Origin of the sequence: Streptomyces kanasensis (genome assembly GCF_043077165.1) — a bacterium.
Taxonomy (GTDB): domain Bacteria; phylum Actinomycetota; class Actinomycetes; order Streptomycetales; family Streptomycetaceae; genus Streptomyces; species Streptomyces changanensis.
The window spans coordinates 73771-95259 of the sequence record NZ_JBIBSF010000011.1 but is presented as its reverse complement, the minus strand read 5'-3'; the positions used below and the strand labels follow the sequence as shown (position 1 = coordinate 95259).

The following is a 21489-nucleotide window of genomic DNA, read 5'->3' as shown; positions in this document are numbered from 1 at the left end:
GGCCGCTCGGGCCCGGTCGCGGTGAGGGGCATTCGGGCCCTACTGACCAGTACTTTCCGGCTCCGGTGCGGTCGTCGCCCCACAGCGCATTCACGCCGCTCATTACGCCGCGCACGGCACGCCGCATTCTTCCGGCAAGCGGCCGCTTTCCCCTCCGAGGCCCCGCCTTCCTCCGACTTCGCCCGCGCCGCCACCGTGGGATCAGGGACGGAGCGTTGACCCTTCAGTAACTTGGCGCTAGTTTCGCTACGTTCACCGAAAGGCCCGAATTCCCGTTCCGGGCCCGCGCGACCTTGTGCCTTCCCGCGGCCTTTGTTGTGGCCGAAATCCCCCCTCCGGGCAACGCCATCGCACATTCGGAGAATTATGACGTCGGCAGAGCACGTCCTGAATCCGGTCATCGGACTGACCCCCTTCGGCGAGCCCGACGCGCGTCTCGCGGCCGCGGTCACCCGCGGCGGCGGGCTCGGCGTCCTGGACCTCGGCGCCGGTGACCGCGCCGCCCGTGCGGCCCTCGGCGACCTGCGCGGGTGGCTCCCCGGGCGGTACGGCGTGCGGATCGGGCCGCGGTGCCGATTACGCCCCGGCGACGTGGCCGGGCTGCTCGGCGGTCCGGGCGGGCCCCGTACCGTGCTCCTGGGCGCCGGGGCCGCTCCCCGAGCCGCCGACCTGCCGTCCGGCGTCCGGGTGCTGGCGGAGGTCACCGGCCTGGCGGAGGCCCGGGCCGCCCTGGAGGACGGCGCGCACGGCCTGGTCGCCCGGGGCAGCGAGTGCGGCGGCCGGATCGGCGACCTGGGCACCTTCGTCCTGCTGCAGCAGCTCCTCGACGCCACCGGCCCCGACGGGCCGCCGATATGGGCCTGCGGGGGCATGGCGCCGGGCACGGCCGCCGCGGCCGTCGTCGGCGGCGCGGCGGGCGTCGTCCTCGACACGCAGCTGGCCCTCCTCGCGGAGTCGTCCCTCCCCGCGTCCGTCGCGGCCGTCCTGCGGTCCGTGGACGGTTCCGAGACCGCGGTGCGGGGCGGGCACCGCTTCCTGCCCCGCCGCCGGCCCGGTGGCGGTCCGCCGGAGGCAGAAGCCCCCGCCGACGCGGACCGCGTCGCCGCGATGCTCGGCGGGCGCGACCCGGACACCCAGCTCCTGCCGGTCGGACAGGACGCCTTCCTCGCCGCCCTCTTCGCCGACCGCCACCGGGACGCGGCCGGCGCCGTCCGCGCCGTCACCGCGGGCGTCCGGGCCGCGACCGAGGACGACGCCGCCGCCCTCGGCCTGCGCGCCGGGGCGGCCATGAGCCGCGCGCTCGGCACGACGCTGCCGGTCGCCCAGGGCCCGATGACCCGGGTCAGCGACGGAGCGGCCTTCGCCCGTGCCGTCGCCGACGGCGGGGCCCTGCCCTTCCTCGCCCTGGCCCTCGCCGACCGCGACCGGGCCGACGCCCTGCTCTCCGAGGCCGCCGCCGCGCTCCGGGGCCGCCCCTGGGGGGTGGGGATCCTCGGCTTCGCGCCGGAACGGACCCGTGCGGCGCAGCTCGACGCGGTGCGCGCGCACCGGCCCAGCCACGCCGTCATCGCCGGGGGCAGGCCCTCGCAGGCCCGCGCCCTGGAGGCGGACGGCATCCGCACCTTCCTCCACGTGCCCTCCCCCGGGCTGCTGCGCCAGTACCTCGCGCAGGGCGCGCGCCGGTTCGTCTTCGAGGGCGCCGAGTGCGGCGGCCACGTCGGGCCGCGCAACAGCTTCCCGCTGTGGGAGGCGCAGACCGGCGTCCTGCTCGACCACCTGGCGGACGACCCCGGCGCCGCACCGGGTATCGAGGTGTTCTTCGCGGGCGGCGTGCACGACGCCCGTTCCGCCGCCATGGTCGCCGCCCTGGCCGCGCCGCTCACCGCACGCGGCTGTGCGGTCGGCGTACTGATGGGCACCGCCTACCTGTTCACCCGAGAGGCCGTCGCCCACGGCGCCGTGCGCCCCCTGTTCCAGCGGCAGGTGCTCGCCGCCGAGGGGACCGCGCTGCTGCGCACGGCCCCCGGGCACGCCACCCGGTGCGTACCGAGCCCGTTCAGCGACGGTTTCCGCGACCTCGCGGCGGGCCTGCGCGCCGAGGGCCTCCCCGAGCGCGAGGTCTGGGAGCGGCTGGAGCGCCTGAACGTCGGCCGGCTGCGGCTGGCGAGCAAGGGCGTCGAGCGCACCGGCACCGGTGTCCTGGCCCCGGTCGACGAGGAACGGCAGTACGCCGAGGGGATGTTCATGGCCGGCGAGGTCGCGGTGCTGCGCGACGCCACCACCACCGTCGCCGCACTGCACGCGTCCGTCACCGAGGGGGCCGCCGCGTTCCTGGACCGGCGGCGCGCCGCCCTGCGGGCCGGTCGGGACACGGCCCGCGCAGGGGACGGCGCCGGGGCGCCGGCTCCGCTGGACGTGGCCGTCGTTGGCATGGCCTGCATGTTCCCCCAGGCCCCGGACCTGGCGTCGTTCTGGGCGCAGGTGCTGGACGGCCGCGACGCCGTCACCGAGGTGCCGCCGGAGCGCTGGGACCCGGCCGTGCACTGCTCCCCCGGCCCGGACGGCGCCGGCGCGGCCAGCGCGTCCCGGTGGGGCGGGTTCCTGCCGCGCATCCCCTTCGACCCGCTGCGCTACGGCATCCCGCCGGCATCGCTGGGCAGCATCGAGCCGGTGCAACTGCTCGCTCTGGAAGCGTCCCGGCGCGCCCTGGAGGACGCCGGCTACGGCGAAGGGGGCCGCCCCTTCGACCGTACCCGGACCGGTGTGGTGTTCGGCACGGAGGCCGGCAGCGACCTGTCCCACGCGACCACACTGCGGGCCGTGCTGCCCTCGTACTACGGGCAGGTGCCCGCGGCGCTGGACGGGCAGCTGCCGCGGCTCACCGAGGACACCTTCCCCGGGCTGCTCGCCAACGTCGTCGCCGGCCGGGTCGCCAACCGCCTGGACCTGCGCGGCCCCAACTACACGGTGGACGCCGCCTGCGCCTCCTCCCTGGCGGCCGTGGACGTGGCCTGCAAGGAACTCGTCCTCGGCACGAGCGACGTGATGCTGTGCGGTGGCGCGGACCTGCACAACGGCATCAACGACTACGCCCTCTTCACCTCCGTCCACGCCCTGTCCCCGACCGGCCGCTCCCGCGCCTTCGACGGTGCCGCCGACGGCATCGCGCTCGGGGAGGGCGTCGCCTGCGTCGTCCTCAAGCGCCTCGCGGACGCCGAGCGGGACGGGGACCGCGTGTACGGGGTCATCAAAGGGGTCGGCGCCTCCAGCGACGGCCGCTCCCTGGGACTGACCGCGCCCCGCCCGGAGGGCCAGCGCGCCGCCCTCGAACGTGCCTACCGGAGCGCCGGCGTGTCCCCCGCCGAAGTCGGTCTGCTGGAGGCGCACGGCACCGGGACCGTGGTCGGCGACCACACCGAACTGGGCGTGCTGACGGCCGTCTTCAGCGAGGCGGGCGCCCCCGGCGGGGGCTGCGTGCTGGGATCGGTGAAGTCGCAGATCGGGCACACGAAGTGCGCGGCGGGACTGGCCGGGCTGGTCAAGACCGCGCTGGCCCTGTACACCGGGGTGCGGCCGCCCACCCTGCACCTGGAGCGGCCGAACTCCGCCTGGCGGGCCGGCGACAGCCCCTTCGTCTTCCACCGCGAGGCCCTGCCGTGGCCGGCCGCGCCGGAGCGGCGGTACGCGGGGCTGAGCGCCTTCGGTTTCGGCGGCACGAACTTCCACGCGGTGCTGGCCGCCCACCCCGCGGCCGGGCCCCCGCCGGCGCACGCCCGGGACGCGTGGCCGGCGGAGCTCTTCCTGTTCCGGGGGGCCGACCCGGCGGTGGCCCGACGCGCCGCGGCCGAGCTGCTCGCCCCGGCCGCCGCGGCCGCCCGCGGTGAGGCCCCGTGGCGGCTGCGCGACCTGGCGGCGACGGCGGCCCACCGCGCGGCGCGGGCCCGGGGCGCGGTCCGGATCGCCTTCGTCGCCACGGACGTCGAGGACCTGTGCCGGTTGCTGCGGGCGGCCGTGGAGCCGGACGGCGGGGCGGACGGCGGGACGCACCGCCGGACGGACGGCGGGACGGAGGGCCGGGCGGACGGCGGCACGGACGGCCGGGTGGGTGCGGCTGCCGGGCACGGGGTGCACCGGGCGGTCGAGGGAGGTGGGGAAGCCGGGCGTACGGCGTTCCTCTTCCCCGGGCAGGGCAGTCAGCGGCCCGGGATGTCCGCCCACCTCTTCACCACCTTTCCCGACCTCGGCCGGCTGCTCGGCGCCGACGCGGACGGCCGGGCGGTCGCGGCGCTGTACCCGCCCGCCGCCTTCGACGACGCCGCCCGGGAGGAGGCGCGGCGAGCCCTCACCGACACGCGGGCCGCCCAGCCGGCCCTGGGCCTGGTGGAGCTGGCGGCGTACGAGCTGCTCACCCGCTGCGGGGTGCGCCCCGACATGGCCGCCGGCCACAGCTACGGCGAACTGGTCGCCCTGTGCGCGGCGGGCGTGGTCGACGCCGAGGCGCTGCCGCGGTTGAGCTCCGCCCGCGCCGCGGCCATCCTGGACGCGGCCGGGGACGAACCCGGCGCCATGGCCGCGGTGGCCGCCGCGCCGGACGACATCGGCCGGGTCCTGGGCGGCCCGCCGCTGCCCGGCGGGCTCGTGGTCGCGAACCACAACGCGCCCCGGCAGAGCGTCCTGTCGGGACCGACGCACGCGGTCGAGGCGGCGGCGCGCCGGCTGCGGGACGCGGGGCTGGGGGTGAGGCGGCTGCCGGTGGCGTGCGCCTTCCACAGCCCGCTCGTGGCCGGGGCAGGGGCCGCCTTCGGCCGGGTCCTGGCCGAACAGCCCCTGCGCGAGCCCGAGTTCACCGTGTGGGCCAACCGCACCGCCCGTCCCTACGGGTCCGGACCGCAGGCGGTGCACGAGGAGCTCGCCGCGCAGGTCGGGGCCCCGGTACGGTTCGCGGCGCAGATCGAGGCGATGTACGGCGCGGGGGCCCGGACCTTCGTCGAGGTCGGGCCCGGGCGGGTGCTGACCCGGCTCGTCGCGGACGTCCTGGGCGACCGGCCGCACCGCGTCGTCGCCTGCGAGCCACACGCCGGCAGCGGGCTCCCCGGCTTCCTCGACGCGCTCGCCCGGCTCGCGGTGGCCGGGGTGCCGGTGTCCCACGACTTGATGTTCCGCGGACGGGACGCCGTGGACGTCGACGTCACCGCCCCACCCCGCACACCCGGCTGGACCGTGGACGGACACCTCGTCCGCACCGCGTCCGGCGAGCCGCTCCCCGGCGCCCTCGCGCCGGCCCGACGAGTCGTGGAGGCCCCCGTGACGACGAACCCCGACGAGGCGCCGGGCGGCGCTTCGGACGCGCTGATCGCCGAGTTCCTCCGCACCAGCCGGGAGGTGATCGCCGCCCAGCGGGACGTGCTGCTGACGTACTTCGGCGGCGTGCCGGAGGGGACGGCACCCGGCGGGACGGCCCCCGCACCGCCGTCCCCGCCCGTGGTGTCGCCGGTGCCGGCGTCCGGAAGCGTGGCGCCACCGCGGTACGAGGCCGGGCCGGTGCCGGAGTACGAGGCCGGGCGGCCCGACGGTTCCGGCGCGCCGGAACCGGGCGCGCACGGTGCGGTACCGCTCCCACCGGGCGACGGGGCGGCCGGAGCCTCCGCGCCCGCGCCGCCGACCGCCGCACGGCTCACGGAGGAGACGGTGCTGCGGGCGGTCCTGGAGCTGATCAGCGAACGGACCGGCTACCCCCTGGACATGGTCGAGCCCGGCCTCGACCTGGAAGCCGACCTCAGCGTTGACTCCATCAAGCGCGCCGAGATCGCGGGCGAACTCGCGCGGCGTCTCGGCGGCTCGGAGGGCCCGGCGCCGGCGGCGCTGGAGGACGCGGAACTGGAGGAGCTGACGCGGGCGCGGACCGCCTCCGAGATCGCCCGGTGGCTGGTGGCCCGCGCGGCCCCCGCCGGCCCGGAAGAGGAGCCGTCCGCCCCGTCCGGAACTTCGGCCACCGCCCCCGCGCCGGGTGCGGTCCGGGGCGGCGCCCCGTCGGCGTACGCGGGGCCGGGCTCCACCGCCCCGGAGGGTGACGGCCTCGGCGCGGGTCGCACGGCGTGGTCCGGGTGGGCGCCGGGTACCGGAGCGGCCGTACCTCCCCGTGCCGTGGCCGGTGCGTGGGCGGCCGACCCCCTGCCCGCCGGAGCGGCCACGCCGCCCGCCGAGGCCCCGGACCCGGCGGAGCCGGTCGTGGCCGCTCCCCGGCGGTACCGGGTCGTCCGGCGGGCCCTGGCCGGTGCGGACGGCGCGGCGGCGGACCTCACCGGTACCCGGTGGGTACTGCTCGGGGACGGGACCGGGGCCTGGCGCGGGACCGCCGCCGAGCTGCGGGCCCGGTTGACGGCGCGGGGCGCGCACGCGGTGACGGCGACGGACAGGGACCTGACGGCGGTGGCGGACGGCCCGCCGGACGGTGTCGTCCTGCTGGGCGCCCTCGGCGACGACGGCGGGCCGCCCTTCCTGCCGGCCGGTTTCCCCGTCGTGCGCGCCGCCCTGCGGGCCGCCCCGCGGCGGCTGATCGTCGCTCGGGAGGACGGGTACGGGGCGCGAGCGGCCGGCACGGACGGCCTGCTGCGGTCCGCCGCCCGCGAGTACCCCGGCGTCACGGTGCGCTGCGTCGCGCTCACCCCGGGCGGCACACTCGACGCGGACGGTCCCGACACCCCGGGCGGGGGGTCCGGCGGAGCCGCGGGCTCCGGCGGGGGCGAGGCGGCCGGCGGGAGCCAGGCGCCCGGCGGGGACGGCGCGTCCGGCGGGGACGGTGTGTCCGGACCGGTGACGGCCGCGGAGGCGCTGCTGGACGAGCTGACCGCGGACGGTACCGGACCCGTGGTGGTGCGTACGCCCGCCGGACGGTTCGCGCCGATGCTCGTCGAGGCGCCCCTCGGCCCGCTCGCCGGTACCGGCGCGGGGCCGGCAGGCGAGGGCGCCGCCGAGGCACGGGCCCTGGGACTGGACCGCGACAGCGTGCTGGTCGTCGTCGGCGGGGCCCGCGGGATCACCGCGCGGTGCGTCACCGCGCTGGCGGCCGCCGCCCGCTGCCGTATCGAACTCCTCGGCCGCACCCCGGTGCCCGCGGGCCCCGAGGACCCGGTGACCGCCGTGGCCCCGGACCGCGCAGCCCTGCGGGGCGCACTGGCCCGTACCGGCCGTCACGCCTCGCCCGCCGACGTGAACCGCGCCGCCGACCTGATCATGGCCCAGCGGGAGGTCACCGCGACGCTGGACGCCGTACGCGCCGCCGGCGGCCGCGCCGCGTACCGCAGCGTCGACTGCCGGGACGCGTCCGCCGTGCTCCAGGCCGTCAAGGAGATCCACTCCGAACACGGCCGCGTCGACGGGGTGGTCCACGCCGCCGGGGTCATCGAGGACCGGCTGATCGAGGACAAGTCGGAAGCGTCGTTCCGCCACGTCCACGGCACCAAGGCGGAGGGCGCGGCCGCGCTCCTCACGGCGGTCGAGCAGCTGCCCGAGGCGGAACGCCCCTCCTTCGCCGTCCTGTTCGGCAGTGTCGCCGCCGTCCTCGGCAACCGCGGTCAGGCCGATTACGCGGCCGCCAACGACGCGCTGGAGACGTACGGCGCGGCCTGGGCCGCCCGCACGGGGCGCCGTGCGCTGACCGTGCACTGGGGGCCGTGGGCCCCTTCCGAGGGACACGGCGGCATGGTCGGCCCGGAGCTGGCGCGGCACTACGCCCGGCGCGGGGTGCGCCTGATCGATCCGGAGGAGGGCGCCCTGGCCCTGTTGCGGGAGCTCGCCTGGGGCGATCCGGCGGAGCGGGCCGTCGTCCTGACCGCCTCGGAGTGGTGACGTGACCCGCCCCCCGCACGGGACCGGCGCCCGCGCCGCCGCGCCCGTCGCCATCACCGGCATGGCCGTACTGCTGCCGGGCGCGCCCGACGTGGACGCGTACTGGCACAACCTGCGCGCGGGCGTGGACGTCATCGGCGAGGTCCCGCCGGGCCGCTGGGACGCCGCCTACTACCACCCCGGCACCGCTGCGGAGCCCGCGGCGGCCGACCGGGTCTACTGCCGGCGCGGCGGGTTCGTGGACGCCGTCGCGGAGGTCGACGTCACGCGCTGGGGGGTCATGCCGCGTTCCGTGCCCGGCACCGAGCCGGACCAGCTCATCGCCCTCCACGTGGCCGCGGCCGCGCTCGCCGACGCGGGTGGCACCGACCGGCTGCCCGACCGCGACCGGGTGGGGATCGTCCTCGGGCGGGGCGGCTACCTCACCCCGGGCCTGGTCCGCCTCGACCAGCGGGTCCGCACCGCCCACCAGTTGGTGCGCACCCTCAGCGAGCTGGTGCCCGGGCTGGACGCGGAGCGACTTGACCGGGTGCGGGAGGCGTTCACCGCACGCCTGGGCCCGGACCGGCCGGAGGACGCCATCGGGCTCGTGCCCAACCTCGCCGCCTCGCGGGTCGCCAACCGCCTGGACCTGCGGGGCCCCGCCTACACCGTCGACGCCGCCTGCGCGTCGTCGCTGCTGGCCGTGGACCAGGCGGTCGCCGCGCTCGCCTCCGGACGGTGCGACCTGATGCTGGCGGGGGGCGTGCACCACTGCCACGACATCACGCTGTGGAGCGTCTTCTCGCAGCTGCGCGCCCTCTCCCCGAGCGAACGGATCCGCCCCTTCCACCGCGGCGCCGACGGCCTCCTCATCGGCGAGGGCACGGGGGTGGTGGTGCTCAAGCGCCTCGCCGACGCGCAGCGCGACGGCGACCGGGTGTACGCCGTCATCCGCGGTACCGGGGTGAGCAGCGACGGCCGCACATCGGGCCTGGTGAACCCCGATCCGGCCGGGCAGGCCCGCGCGGTGCGGGCGGCCTGGCGGGCCGCCGGCCTGGACCCCGCGGTGCCCGGCGCGCTGGGGATGCTGGAGGCTCACGGCACGGGCACCCCCGCCGGCGACGCCGCCGAACTGGCCACGCTGCGGGAGGTGTTCGGCTCGGCGGACACCGGGTCGCCCGCGCACCGGGCGGTGGTCGGGTCGGTGAAGTCCATGATCGGGCACGCCATGCCCGCCGCGGGGGTGGCGGGGCTCGTCAAGGCGGCGCTGGCCGTCCACCACGGCGTGCTGCTGCCGACCCTGCACTGCGAGGACCCCCATCCAGCGCTGGCGGGGACCCGCTTCCGGACGCTCGCGCGGGCGGCCCCCTGGGAGCCCGCACCGGGTGGCGGGCCGCGCCGGGCCGCCGTCAACGCCTTCGGGTTCGGCGGGATCAACGCGCACGTCGTCATCGAAGAGGCCCCGCGCGGGGCGGGCGCCGCCGTACCGGCCGGATCACCGGCACCGCCCGCCGCCACGGCGGGGGCGGGACGGCGCGGGCGGGCGGTGGTCGACGAACCGGAGCGGGTCCTGCTGCTGGCCGCCGCGACGCCCGACGCCCTCGTCGGCCTCCTCGACGAGCAGCAGGCTGCGGGCGCGGTGGGCGGGGCGGTCGGAGCCCCGGCCGGTGCGGACGCCGGGCCGGTGCGGTTGGGCGTCGTCGGTCCCACCCCCAAGCGGCTCGCCCTGGCCCGGCGGGCCGTCGCCAAGGGCGAACCGTGGCACGGGCGCGGCGACGTGTGGTTCCGTCCGTTCCCGCTGGTGGGCGCCGGCGCGACCGGGGCCGGTACGTCCGGGGCCGGGACATCCGGGAGCGGCCGGACGGTCTTCCTCTTCCCCGGTCTCGAGGCGGAGTTCGCGCCCCACGTGGACGACGTCGCCGACCGGTTCGGCCTGCCCCGCCCGCCGACCACCCTCGCCGGGACACCGGACGGCGGCCCGGGCGGACGGAACGGACCCGACGGGCCAGGCGGCCTGGGCGGCCCGGACGGACCGGCCGGGTCAGCCGGACCGGGCGGGCCGGCCGGGCCGGCCGGGCTGGCCGGGCTGGGCCGGCACGGGCTCGGTGTCGTCGCCGTCGGCCGCCTGATGGACACCGTGCTGCGCCGCATGGGCATCGTCCCGGACGCGGTCGCCGGACACAGTGTCGGCGAGTGGACGGCGATGGCCGCGGGCGGCCTCTACGAGGAGGAGGCGGTCGACGCGTTCATGTCCGCCCTCGACCCGGAGACGGTCCGGGGCGCCGACCTGGCGTACGCGGCCGTCGGCGCGCACGCCGACCGGGTGGCCGGACGGCTGGCCTCCGGGGACCACCCGGGGGTGGTCGTCTCCCACGACAACGCACCCCGCCAGTCCATGGTCTGCGGGCCGCCCGATGCGGTGGAGCGGTTCGCCGCCGTGCTGCGCTCCGAGGGGGTGCTGGTCCGTACGCTGCCGTTCCGCTCCGGATTCCACACCCCGATGCTCGCGCCCTGTCTCGGGCCGTTCCGGGACGCCGCCGAGCGGCTGCCGCTGCGCACCCCGCACACGCCCGTCTGGTCCGGCACCACGGCGGCGCCGTTCCCGGCCGACGAGGCGGGCGTCCGGGAGCTGTTCGTACGCCACCTCCTCGAACCGGTCCGCTTCCGCGCTCTGACCGGGGCGCTGTACGCGGCGGGCTTCCGGGTCTTCGTCCAGGCGGGGCCCGGGCAGCTCGGCTCCCTGGTGGGTGACTCGCTCGCCGGGCGGGACCACCTGGTGGTGGCCGCCAACTCCCCGCAGCGCGGCGGGCTCGACCAGCTCCGGCGGGTGGCCACCGCCGTGTGGGCGGCGGGCGCCGCCACCGGCCCGCAGGCGGTCGACGCGCCCGACGGGCCCCGCCCGACCGGGCGCGCCGCCCACCGCCCCGCCCTCGCCGACGGGCGGGCCGGGCGGCCGGACCGGCCGGTCCGGTTGGACCTCAGCGGCGCGCTGGTGACCCTGCCACCGTCCGCGCGCCCGTCCCTGACCCCGCACCCTTCCCTCGGCGCCGGACCCGTCGTGCCGAGCGCCGCCGACCCCGCCGCCATCGGTCCGACCGCCGCCGACCCCGCCGTCGGTGCCCCCGCCGTCGCGCCCGCGCCCGCGGCGACATCGGCGGCCACCGGCCCCGTCGCGGTGGAGCTGGCGGCCCTGCTGCAGGAGACCGCGCAGGCCGCGCGCACCGCCGCCGCGCTGCTCGGCGCGGACCGTAGCGCCGCGCCCGCGCACCGCCCGGCACGGGCGGCGGTCACGCCGCCGGAGCGGCGGCCGGGACGGATCCCGGAAGGCGGGACGGGGCGCGGCACGGGCCAGGGGGCGGGTCAGCGGCCCGCGGATGCCGTCCGTCCGGAGGGCGTACCGCGCCGGCCGGGTGCCGCTGCGACGGATCCCGGGCGGCACGAGACGGTGCGGCACGAGACGGTGCGGGTGTCTGTGGAGCACATGCCGTACCTGCTGGACCACTGCTTCTTCCCGCAGCGCGCGGACTGGCCGGACGTCGCCGACCGGTGGCCGGTGGTGCCGGCGACGACGATCGTGGCGCACCTGACGGCGGCGGCGGAGTGGGCCGTGCCGGGGCGGGTGGCCGTCGCGGTGCACGACGCGTGCTTCGACCGGTGGCTCACGGCGTCCGAACCGGTGGACGTCCCGGTCGCCGTCACCCCGCGCGGACCGGGGCGGGTGGCGGTGTCGTTCGGACCGCACGCCCGCGCCGTCGTGGAACTGGCCGACCGCCACCCCGCGGCTCCTCCGCCGCCCGCACCGCCGGACCCGGCCTCCGAGCGCGCGCCCGACCACACCGCCGAGCAGGTCTACCGGGAGCGCTGGATGTTCCACGGACCGGCCTACCAGGGCCTTTGCCGGCTCACCGCCATCGGCGACCGACACGTGCGGGCCACCCTCACCACCCCGCCCGCGCCGGGCGCGCTGCTGGACAACGTCGGCCAGGTCCTCGGCTACTGGATCATGGCGACCCGTACCGAGCGGACCGTGGTCTTCCCCGTACGGATGCGGCGGCTGCGGTTCTTCGGCCCCGAACCGCGGCCCGGGACGCCGGTGGAGTGCCTGGTGCGGATCGGCTCGCTCACGGACACCACCCTGGAGGCCGACGCGGTGCTGACGGTGGCGGGACGGGTGTGGGCGGAGCTGACCGGCTGGCAGGACCGCCGCTTCGACAACGACCCGCACACCCGGCCGGTGGAACGCTTCCCCGAGCGCCACACCCTGTCGGCGACCGGGCCCGGCGGCTGGTCGTTGGTGTTCGAGCGCTGGCCCGACCTGGCGTCCCGGGAGCTGATCATGCGCAACGCGCTGGGCGGTCCCGAGCGGGCCGCCTACGCCGCCAGGCCGCCGCGCGGCCGCCGGCAGTGGCTGCTGGGCCGGATCGCCGCGAAGGACGCCGTGCGCCGCCTGCTGTGGGACGCCGGGGAGGGGCCCGTCTTCCCTGCCGAGCTCCTCGTGGAGAACGAGCCGTCGGGGCGGCCGCGGGTCACCGGTCGGCACGGGCGTTCGCTCCCGCCGCTGACCCTGTCGCTGGCGCACCGCGCCGAGGCGGGTGTGGCGCTCGCCCTCCCCGGACGCCCGCCGGACTCGCCGGGCTCGCCGGGCTCGGTGGGCGGTGTGGGGGCGGGGCCGTGCCGGCCGGGGCCGGGGATCGACATCGAGGAGATCGCCGTGCCGGCCGGGGCCACCGTGGCCACCGCGCTCGGGCCGGAGGAGTACGCGCTGCTGACGACCTGCCAGGAAGGGTCCGGGGAACCGCCCGAGGTGTGGTTCACCCGCTTCTGGGCGGCGAAGGAGGCCGTCGCCAAGGCGGAGGGCACCGGCTTCGGCGGACGCCCGCGGGACATCGCGGTGACGGCCGCCGACCCGGACCGGTTGACCGTGCACGTCCACCGGCCGGACGCGCCGCGGACCACCACCGGTACACCGGGAGCGCCGGACGGGTCCGGCGCGTCCGGCACGCCGCGCACACGGGTCCCGGCCCGCGTGTACCGGGTCGACTGCGCCCGGGTCGCCAACCCGCCGGGGCTGCCGCCACGCGCGTACGTCGTGGCGTGGACGACCGGCCCGGACCCGGAACCGCCGGGTACGGGCGCCGACCGTGACGAGGGGGACCAGTCGTGACGACCAGCCGGCCCGGCGTGTCCGGGGCCAACGACGAGGCGGACGAGGCGCGGATACTCGCCGAACTGACCGCCATGATCCAGCAGGTGCTGGACGGGTACGAGCTGGAGGAGGGCGAGGTCACCATGGCGACCCGGTTCGGCAGGGACCTCGAACTGGAGAGCATCGACCTGGTGGCGCTCGCCGGGCTGCTGGAGGAGCGCTACGGCGGTGCGGTCAACTTCGCCGCCTTCGTGGCCGACATGGAGCTCGAGGAGATCATCGAGCTGGACGTGGGCCGGCTGGTCGGGCACATCCGCCGGTGCCTGGAGGCCGCGGACGGGGTCCGGTCGCGATGACCTTCCTCGACACCGGCCGGGTCCGGCTGCACGTGCAGCGCCTCGCCCCCGCCGGCGGCGGCCCGGCGCGCGCGACCGTGGTCCTGCTCCACGGCCTGCTCACCGACAGCCTCGCCAGCTACTACTTCACCGTGGCCCCGGCCTTCGCCGCCGCCGGTCTGGACGTGGTCATGTACGACCACCGGGGGCACGGCCGCAGCGGACGTCCGGCCTGCGGGTACGGGCTCGACGCGTTCACCGACGACCTGGAGGCGGTGCTCACCGGGGTCGGGGTGCCCGGGCCGGTTCACCTGGTGGGCAATTCGTACGGCGGCACGGTCGCCTTCGCCTACGCCCGGCGGCGCCCGGAGCGGGTGGCGAGCCTGGTGGTCGTCGAGTCGGAACCCGCCACGGCGGCGTGGGCGGTCAAACTGGCCGGGTTGCTGGGGCGGGTCCGCCACGCGATGAGCACCGACGAGGAGGCCGCCCTCGACTGGATCGCCGCCCACCACGGCGGCCACACCGCCCGCCTGGCGAGGTCCGCCGGACGGCTGGTGCGGGACACCACCATCGCCCGGGACGTCCCGGCCGGCCCGGTGCTCGACGACGCGCGGATCCGCGCGATCCGCTGCCCCGTCCTCGCCCTCTACGGCGCCGACTCCGACCTGGCGGCACAGGCGCCCCGGCTGCGCGCGCTGCTGCCGCGCTGCACCACGGAACTGCTGCCGGGTCTGCGGCACTCGGTGCTGGTGGAGGCGCCCGGCCTCGTGCGGGACGCGGTCCTCGACTGGGTCACCCGCCACGCGCCGCCGCCGGAGGCCGCGCCGAAGGCGGCCACGGCGGGGGCGGAGGTGGGCTCGCGGTGAGTTCCTACCTGTTCGTGGTGCCACCACTGGTCGGACACGTCAACCCGCTCGTCGGGGTGGCGTCCGCGCTCGCCGCCCGCGGGCACCGGGTGGCCTGGGCCGGCGAACCCGCGCTGGTACGCCGCCTGGCCGGCCCGGGCGCGGACGTCCACGCCTGCCCGCCCCACCCGTCGGCCGGGACGGCGGGGGCAAGGGGGACGCCCCCCGGGGACGCGGCGCACGCCGAGGCGGTGACGCACGCCGTCCGGCCGCCGGACCTGCGGGGCCCCGAGGCCCTGCGCTTCCTGTGGGAACGCTTCCTGGTCCCGCTCGCCGAGGCGATGGCGCCTGGGGTGCGGCGCGCGGTCGACGCCTTCCGGCCGGACGTGGTCGTCGCCGACCAACAGGCGCTCGCGGGGGCGCTGGTGGCGGAGGACCTCGGCGTGCCGTGGGCCACGTCGGCGACGACGTCCGCGGAGTTCGCGGACGTGCTCGCCCCGATGCCGCGGGTCGCCGCCTGGAACGCCGCGCTCCTGGGCGACCTGCGGAAGAGGATCGGACGGCCGGACGGCACCTGTGACCCCCGGTTCTCCCCGTACCTCGTGCTCGCCTTCACCACCCCCGAACTGGCCGGGCCCGCGCTGCGCGGCGGGGACCGGATCCGCTGGGTCGGTCCTTCGCTGGCCGCCCGGCCCCGCCCCGCCGCGTTCCCCTGGCACCGGCTCGACGCCGGCCGTTCCCTGGTCCTGGTGACGCTCGGCACCGCGAACGCCGGCGCCGGCGGGCGCTTCCTCACCGGGGCGGCCGACGCGGTACGGGCCCGGGCCGCACGGGTGCAGGCCGTGGTGGCCGACCCGGAGGGGGTGCTGGGCGGGCGGCCCGACGACCCGGACGTCATCGCCCTGCCCGTCGTCCCCCAGCTCGACCTGCTGGAACGCGCCGCCGCGGTGGTCTGCCACGCGGGCCACAACACCGTGTGCGAGGCCCTGTGGCACGGCGTCCCGCTCGTCGTGGCGCCCATCCGCGACGACCAGCCGGTGGTCGCCGCGCAGGTGGCGGAGGCCGGGGTGGGCGTCCGGATCCGCTTCGGGCGGGCCGGCGCCGCCGCGATCGGCACGGCGCTGGACACCGTACTGGGCGAACCGCGCGTCCGGGCCGCGGCCACCGGGGTCTCCGCCGCCTTCCGTGCGGCGGGGGGCGCGGGCGCCGCGGCCGACCACCTCGAACGACTGGCACGGCAGGAGGACCACGGATGAGCTCCGCACCGCGCACGGACCCCGGCGACGCGCCCGACGGCCCCGGCACGCCCGGCGCCTCCCCCGCCGCCGGCGCCGCCCCCGGTCGTGCGGGCCGCAGGGCGCGCGCCGCACGGGTGGCCGCACTGCGCCCCGGCTACCGGCGGGAACTCGCCGACGGCACCGCGGTGTTCTTCGAGGCCCGCCGCAACCAGTGCCCCTGGTGCGGCTCCGCCCGACTCGGCGGCCGGCTGCGCACCACCGACCTCCTGCAGCACAAGCCGGGCGTGTTCACCCTGGACCGCTGCCACGACTGCGGGCACCTCTTCCAGAACCCCCGGCTCAACGAGCGCGGACTCGCCTTCTACTACCGGGACTTCTACGACGGCCTCGGCGGGGACCGCCTCGACGGCGTGTTCGCGGGCCGCACCGCGTCCTACCGGGCGCGGGCCGCCTCGGTGCGCCCGCACCTGACCGGACCGGCCGAGTGGCTGGACGTGGGCACCGGACACGGGCACTTCTGCGCGAGCGCCGCGGAGGTCCTGCCGCAGGTGGTGTTCGACGGCCTCGACCGATCCGACGGCGCGGAACTCGCCCGGCGGGCCGGCCGCGTCCGCCACGGGCACCGGGGGACGTTCACGGCACTGGCGGCGCGGCGGCCCGGGACGTACGACGTGGTGAGCATGTTCCACTACCTGGAGCACGCGACCGACCCGCAGGAGGAGCTGGAGGCGGCGCGCGCCGCGCTGCGGCCGGGTGGCCTGCTGGTGATCGACGTGCCGGACCCGGAGTGCCGCTTCGCCCGGCTGCTGGGCCGCTGGTGGCTGCCGTGGCTCCAGCCGCAACACCTGCACCTGGCGCCGGTGGGCAACCTGCGCCGACGGCTGGAGGGGACGGGTTTCACGGTACTGGCACAGGAGCACGCCCGGGCGCACGACGCGGTGGACCTGGTGGCGGCCGCGTGGCTGGCCCTGGACGCGCTGGCGCCGCGCGAGGACCTGCCGTGGCTGCCCGAACCGCCGGGGGCGGTGCGCCGGGCGGCACGCGGTGCGGTCCTGCTGGCCGGGGTGCCGCTGCTGCTGGCGGCCGCCCTCCTGGACCGGGCGGTGGCGGGGCCGCTCGCGGAACGGCTGGGACTGACCAACGCCTACCGGTTGATCGCGCGGCGGGAGGCCGAGAAGCCGCCCGCCGCGGGTGGGAGGCGACAAGGCGTGCTCTTCACGCGCGAATCGCGCCTGCCTGCGCGGACGTGGCATCAGGTGCACGATTCCTGAGCCGGTCGATCAGGTCCGCAACGGCAGGCGCCGCGGACGTGGCGGTGGACATCCGCCGTTCTTCGACCGCGAGGACTACGAGGCCCGGCATGCGGTCGAATGCGGGATCAGCCGGCTCAAGCAGCACCCGGCCCTGGCGACCCGGTTCGACGACCTTGCGGTTCGGTTCGAGGCGACGGTTCGGGTCGCGGCGATTCCTCGGTGGCTGGAACCCTCAGCCTGCCGTCACGCGGATGCCCCGGCAGGAAAGGGCGGCCCTGCGGTCATCACGGAGGAAGGGCGCGTCACCCGGCATTGGCGCGGGGCGGTGTGGGTGAGGTTGCACCTGCCGTAGCGGCATGTGGTCCGGTGGCCTCACGTCCCGGTCCCTTGAGGAAAGGTCCCTGCTCATGCGTTCGTCTTTCACGCCACCCCGCCAGGTCAGGATCGGTGACGCGGCGGCGTTCGCCGGCACCACGCCACGGGCGATTCGCCATTACCACGAGATCGGCCTGCTCCCCGAACCTGAGCGGGGCGGCGATGACCGCCGCCGCTACGGGTACGAGGACATGATCCGCCTGCTGTGGATTCGCAAGACGGCCGACGCCGGGATCGCCCTGGACGACATCCGTGACGCCTTCACCACCGGCACGGCTTCCGCCGGTGCGGACAGCGGAGACGGTATCGCGGGCATCCTGGAGCGGTTGGAGGAAACCCTCGCCGAACAGGAGGCGGAATTGCGGCGGCAACGGACCGCCGTGCAGCGGATGCGCGCCGAAGGCAGCCGGATGGGCCTGCTCTCCGGCTTCGTCACCGAGCGCCTCAAGAGCCTGCCCGAGGGCTCCCTGCGTCAGGCGGACCTGGACAGTCTGCTGGTCACTGAGCGGATCTTCGGCCCGCTCGGCGCGGCCGTCCAGGCCAGCCGCTTCGTCGTCCTGGCCACGCATCCCACCCTGCGGGAGGATTCCGACCGCATCGACGACGCCGAGGAGGCACTCGATGACAGCGTCGCCGTCGATGATCCACGGGTGGCTCGAGTGGCCGTCGAGCGGCACGCCTTCGAAAGCGCCCTGCAGGCCGTCATCGAGGAGTCCGGCCTGGGGAAGGACGACGATACCCTCTACGACGCCTGGGACACTTTGCACCCTGCTACCGCCGATGACGGCGAGGACGAGGCCGACCTCAGCTCCGGCAGGCGGGAGGCTGACTCCATGAGCGCGTTGGAAGCCACCGGCAAGATGCCCTACGACTTCTCCCCAGCCCGCCTGCGCTGTATGGAACTGGCCGAAGAACTGTCCGCCCAAGACTCACCCTCCGGCCAAGAAACAACCTAGGGGCCCGTCTTGTGGATCAGGCCGGATCAGGGAGCGGCGTCCGGTGCTGTGGACCGCAGGGCGGAGGAGGGAACCACTGCGGAGCATGGGCGACCGGCGACGACGCGGCGAGGCGCGGTGCCGGACGCCGCGAGCCCGGCACGATCCGAAAAGACAGGACCTATCGGGCCCGGCGACCCGGCGGGCGTACGGGAGCCGCCGGGAGCCGACGCCCAGGGGCAGCCGCGGGCCCCGAGCGGCCGGGTCCCGGCCCGGAACAGCCGGAGGCCCGGCGGCCCGGCGGGCGTACGGGGCCTTCCTCCGGGGCAGACGGCAGACACCGCGTCGGAGGGGTGGCCGCGGCCGCCCCTCCGCCCGTCCATGAGGTGGACCCCCACCGCGCGGGACGCGGCGGAGGAGCTGCCGGGGTCCGGCGGGAGGGACGACATGGGCACGGTCGTGCATGTGCCGCAGACACGGGACATGGTCGGGGAGGAGCTCTCCGGGGACGAGGCGTTCACCGCGCTGCGGCGCTACGGGGGGCGCGAGCTGATCCTCGACTCGTTCGCCCGCTTCCGGTACGCGGACGGTTTCAGCTCCGCCCGCTCCCTCGGCTACCAGGTGGTCCTCGGCATCGTGCCCTTCACGATCGCCCTGGTCGGGGTGGCCACGACCATGCACACGGAGGGCGTCGGCCGGGTCATCGAACTGACGCTGGCGCGGATCGTGCCGGGCACCAGCGCGGACCTGGTCCGGCAGGCCCTCGCGGACACCCGGCGCAGTGCGGGGGCGGATGTCGCGGGGGCCGTGGCCATGTGGCTGGGCCTTGGTTTCGCCGTGCTCAACCTCGCCTCCGCCATGGGGCAGATCGAGCGCGGCTGCAACCGGATCTACGGCATCGAACGCGACCGCCCCTTCCTCGCCAAGTACGGCCGGGGCGTGGTGCTCGCCGTGTGCGCGGGCCTCCCGCTCGGCGGTGGCTTCCTGGCGATCGTCGCCGGCCGGGACATCGGCGAGTCGGTGGTCCGGGCGTTGCACTGGCCGCCCGCGCTCCTCGACTGGTGGCAGCCGGTGCACGTCCCCCTCGGGGTGCTGCTCGCGGCGCTGGCGTCGGCTGTGATCTTCCGCTGGGCGCCCCGTCGCGACCAGCCCGGCTACACGTGGCTCGTGTTCGGTTCGGGCGTCCACCTCCTCCTCTGGGTCGTCGCCACCTGGCTGCTCGCCCTGTACGTGGGCAGGAGCGGCTCGTTCGGTGCCGTGTACGGCCCGCTCACCGCGTTCGTGGCGCTGCTGCTGTGGGCCAACGTGACGGGTGTCGCCCTGTTCCTCGGGGTGGCCTTCGCCGCGCAGCTGGAGGCCGCGAGGGCGGGTGTCACGGAGCCGGTCCACCCCGACCCGGGCCCCGGTGCGTGACGGTACGGGACGAGGGCGAGCCCCGTCCGGTTCGACGTACCGGACGGGGCTCCGACGTGCTCAGCCGCGGCGGGCGCACGGCTCGGCCCCGGGGCGCCCGGGGTCGGCTCCGGCACGCCGTGCGCGGGGCGCGGACGTCACCCCACGAGGACCTGACCGGTCACGGTCACGCCGGCCGCACGGAAGTCCTCCAACGAGGCGGCCGTGGTGTCCGGGGTGACCCCGACCGAGTACTCCAGGAGCACCCGCGTGCGGAACCCGGCCGCGACGGCGTCCAGCGCGGTCGCGCGGACGCAGTGCTCCGTGCCGATGCCGACCACGTCGACGTCCTCCACCCCGCGGGCGCGCAGCCAGTCGGCCAGGGACGTGCCCTGTTCGTCGGCGCCTTCGAAGCCGCTCTTGGAGGCGCTGTGCTCGCCCTTGAAGAAGACGGCGTCGACCTTGCCGGCGGTGACGACCGGGGCGAAGCCGGGGTGGAACTCGCTTCCCGGGTCTCCGGCCAGGCAGTGGACCGGGAAACTGTCCTGGAAGTCGGGCTCGTCGGAGAAGTGGTCGCCGGGGTCGACGTGGTGGTCGCGCGTCGCGACGACGTACCGGTAGTCGCCACCCGCGGTCCGCTCGACCAGCTCGGCGATCGCCGACGCGATCCGGGCGCCTCCGGTGACGGGCACACGGCCCCCTTCACAGAGGTCGTTCTGTACATCCACGACGATCAGACTGCGGCTCATGGTGAACACCCTTCAAGAACACAAATGGGGGAGACGACCCGTGGACACCGGCACCGGGACGGGCGCCGCGCCGGGGCGCCGCGCCCGTCCCGTGTGCAGGTCCGTGGGTCGTCACCTCGCGTTGTACCGGCCGATTCACATTCGGCCGAAACCCAACGGCCCTCCGCTCACTCGTTTGGCGGAGGAGGTTCACCGCAGTAACGGTTCGCGTCGTCACGAGCACGGCCATCGGCGCGGAGGGCGGCACGATAGCGCCTCTCCCCCCGGCCGTCCCGGTCATCGACACGATCTCCGGTACGGAGTCGCGGCGGGGACACGCGATCCGGCCGCCGTGTCGGGGCCGCTTCGGGGCCGTGGACCGCCGGTGCCGCGGCGCCCCGGGTCTCAGGCGGGCGGGCCGAGGCGGGCGGTCGTGCGGGTCACCGAGTCGTAGGTGCGGGCGTCGACCCACCGGCCCCCGAGGACGCCCGGCGTGCCGCCACCGGGCGCCGCGCCGAAGAGCGTCCCGTCCGGGACGGGCCAGGCGGCGCCTCGGCCACAGCCGAGGGTGACGTGCGGGTTCCACCGCGCGGGGTCGTGGAGCGGATGGAGCCGCCCGCGCGCCGGCGCGTCGCGCAGGGCGCGCCACACCGCTTCGTGCAGCCGCAGCAGGGCGTCGTCCCGCCGGACGGCCCAGGCCAGTACGTGCGTCCGCCCGGTGAACCGGACGCTGCCCTGGAGGACGAGCGGGACCGGGAGGGCCGTGAGCAGCTCGCCCACCCGCGTGCGGGTCGCCGGTGCGAGGGTGTCCACCGCGGCGAGGGTCAGGTGCGGGCGGTTGGTCGGGTGCCGGTGGGCGGCCTGGCTGGGCAGGCCCGCCTGCAGCAGCCGGTCCCACACGGCGCGGACGGCCCGCTCGGTCGCCTCGTCGGGCAAGAGCTCCACGCTGTGCACCGGGTCAGCGTACGTCCGCCGGTCACGCCCCCTCGGGCGACGGCTCGCCGACCGGCGCGTACGGCCGACTCGCCGACCCCGCTCCCCCACGGGCGTACCCGCGGTGCGGGGGTCACGTGCCGGGCGCCTCCCGGTCGAGCGCCGCCAGGCCCTCGCTCCAGCGGGTGCGGCGCTGCGCGGCGTCCTGTTCCCACCAAGGCGTGCCGCGCTCGCCGAGGGCGACCTTCGCCGTGTGCACCCGGGCCCGTGCGGCGCTCTCCGCCTCGGGGTCCCGGGCGCGCCGGGCGGCGCCGACCGCGCGGCGCGCCGCCATCAGGTGGGAACGCAGGCGCGCGGCCGCGTCGTCGGGAACGTCCGGGTCGGTCGCCCGCCAGCGCCTCCCGTCGACGACGATGTACCGCCCGTCGGGCGTGCGGTCGGGCTGCCGCGCGTCGGCTGTCACCCGCACCACCCTGCCA

Annotated in this window: 11 protein-coding genes and 1 pseudogene; 9 read left to right on the top strand and 3 right to left on the bottom strand. The window is 77.2% G+C overall.

Features of this window, described 5'->3' with window-relative positions; all coding sequences use genetic code 11:
- The first annotated feature begins 366 nt into the window (after nucleotides 1-366).
- From ACF053_RS25380 to ACF053_RS25345, 9 genes and pseudogenes are all read left to right on the top strand, one after another.
- Nucleotides 367-7848, top strand: coding sequence for an SDR family oxidoreductase (locus ACF053_RS25380; RefSeq protein WP_391956072.1), 7482 nt, complete (start codon nucleotides 367-369; stop codon nucleotides 7846-7848).
- 61 nt (nucleotides 7849-7909) lie between these two features.
- Nucleotides 7910-12994 (top strand): beta-ketoacyl synthase N-terminal-like domain-containing protein, encoded by a 5085-nt coding sequence (locus tag ACF053_RS25375; RefSeq protein ID WP_391956230.1) that lies wholly within the window; start codon nucleotides 7910-7912, stop codon nucleotides 12992-12994.
- Between the two features lie 74 nt (nucleotides 12995-13068).
- The gene (locus tag ACF053_RS25370) at nucleotides 13069-13332 is read left to right on the top strand and encodes an acyl carrier protein (RefSeq protein ID WP_391956229.1); all 264 of its coding nucleotides are present in this window, start codon (nucleotides 13069-13071) and stop codon (nucleotides 13330-13332) included.
- Nucleotides 13329-14177 carry an alpha/beta fold hydrolase gene (locus ACF053_RS25365; RefSeq protein ID WP_391956071.1) on the top strand — a complete coding sequence of 283 codons (849 nt, stop codon included), beginning with the start codon at nucleotides 13329-13331 and terminating at the stop codon, nucleotides 14175-14177. The genes ACF053_RS25370 and ACF053_RS25365 overlap by 4 nt, the downstream gene beginning before the upstream one ends.
- Nucleotides 14174-15412: a glycosyltransferase gene (locus ACF053_RS25360; RefSeq protein WP_391956070.1), complete on the top strand. Its 1239-nt coding sequence runs from the start codon at nucleotides 14174-14176 to the stop codon at nucleotides 15410-15412. The genes ACF053_RS25365 and ACF053_RS25360 overlap by 4 nt, the downstream gene beginning before the upstream one ends.
- 116 nt (nucleotides 15413-15528) lie before the next feature.
- The gene (locus ACF053_RS25355; protein WP_391956228.1) at nucleotides 15529-16665 is read left to right on the top strand and encodes a class I SAM-dependent methyltransferase; all 1137 of its coding nucleotides are present in this window, start codon (nucleotides 15529-15531) and stop codon (nucleotides 16663-16665) included.
- Nucleotides 16556-16879 (top strand): annotated as a pseudogene (locus ACF053_RS30265) (IS5 family transposase); the annotation flags it as partial. The gene ACF053_RS25355 and the pseudogene ACF053_RS30265, both read left to right, overlap by 110 nt.
- Nucleotides 16880-17054: 175 nt before the next feature.
- On the top strand, nucleotides 17055-17978 hold the full coding sequence (locus ACF053_RS25350) for a MerR family transcriptional regulator (protein ID WP_391956069.1): 924 nt from the start codon (nucleotides 17055-17057) through the stop codon (nucleotides 17976-17978).
- 426 nt (nucleotides 17979-18404) lie between these two features.
- Entirely contained in the window at nucleotides 18405-19370 is a 966-nt protein-coding gene (locus ACF053_RS25345; protein ID WP_391956227.1) for a YihY/virulence factor BrkB family protein, read from the top strand.
- A 137-nt stretch (nucleotides 19371-19507) separates the two neighbouring features.
- Here ACF053_RS25345 and ACF053_RS25340 read toward each other — a convergent pair whose 3' ends face one another.
- The 3 genes from ACF053_RS25340 to ACF053_RS25330 form a co-directional block, all read right to left on the bottom strand.
- A complete protein-coding gene (locus tag ACF053_RS25340; protein WP_391956068.1) occupies nucleotides 19508-20098 on the bottom strand; it encodes an isochorismatase family protein in 591 nt (196 codons plus the stop codon).
- Between the two features lie 384 nt (nucleotides 20099-20482).
- The gene (locus ACF053_RS25335) at nucleotides 20483-21031 is read right to left on the bottom strand and encodes a 2'-5' RNA ligase family protein (RefSeq protein WP_391956067.1); all 549 of its coding nucleotides are present in this window, start codon (nucleotides 21029-21031) and stop codon (nucleotides 20483-20485) included.
- Between the two features lie 112 nt (nucleotides 21032-21143).
- Nucleotides 21144-21473, bottom strand: a complete 330-nt coding sequence (locus ACF053_RS25330) for a hypothetical protein (protein WP_391956066.1) — start codon at nucleotides 21471-21473, stop codon at nucleotides 21144-21146.
- Nucleotides 21474-21489 lie beyond the last annotated feature (16 nt).

Bases quoted from the DNA above. Each gene is read 5' to 3' on its own strand.
- ACF053_RS25380 (WP_391956072.1), top strand. From the start codon at position 367: ATGACGTCGGCAGAGCACGTCCTGAATCCGGTCATCGGACTGACCCCC.
- ACF053_RS25375 (WP_391956230.1), top strand. From the start codon at position 7,910: ATGGCCGTACTGCTGCCGGGCGCGCCCGACGTGGACGCGTACTGGCAC.
- ACF053_RS25370 (WP_391956229.1), top strand. From the start codon at position 13,069: ATGATCCAGCAGGTGCTGGACGGGTACGAGCTGGAGGAGGGCGAGGTC.
- ACF053_RS25365 (WP_391956071.1), top strand. From the start codon at position 13,329: ATGACCTTCCTCGACACCGGCCGGGTCCGGCTGCACGTGCAGCGCCTC.
- ACF053_RS25350 (WP_391956069.1), top strand. From the start codon at position 17,055: ATGCGTTCGTCTTTCACGCCACCCCGCCAGGTCAGGATCGGTGACGCG.
- ACF053_RS25345 (WP_391956227.1), top strand. From the start codon at position 18,405: ATGGGCACGGTCGTGCATGTGCCGCAGACACGGGACATGGTCGGGGAG.
- ACF053_RS25340 (WP_391956068.1), bottom strand. From the start codon at position 20,098: ATGAGCCGCAGTCTGATCGTCGTGGATGTACAGAACGACCTCTGTGAA.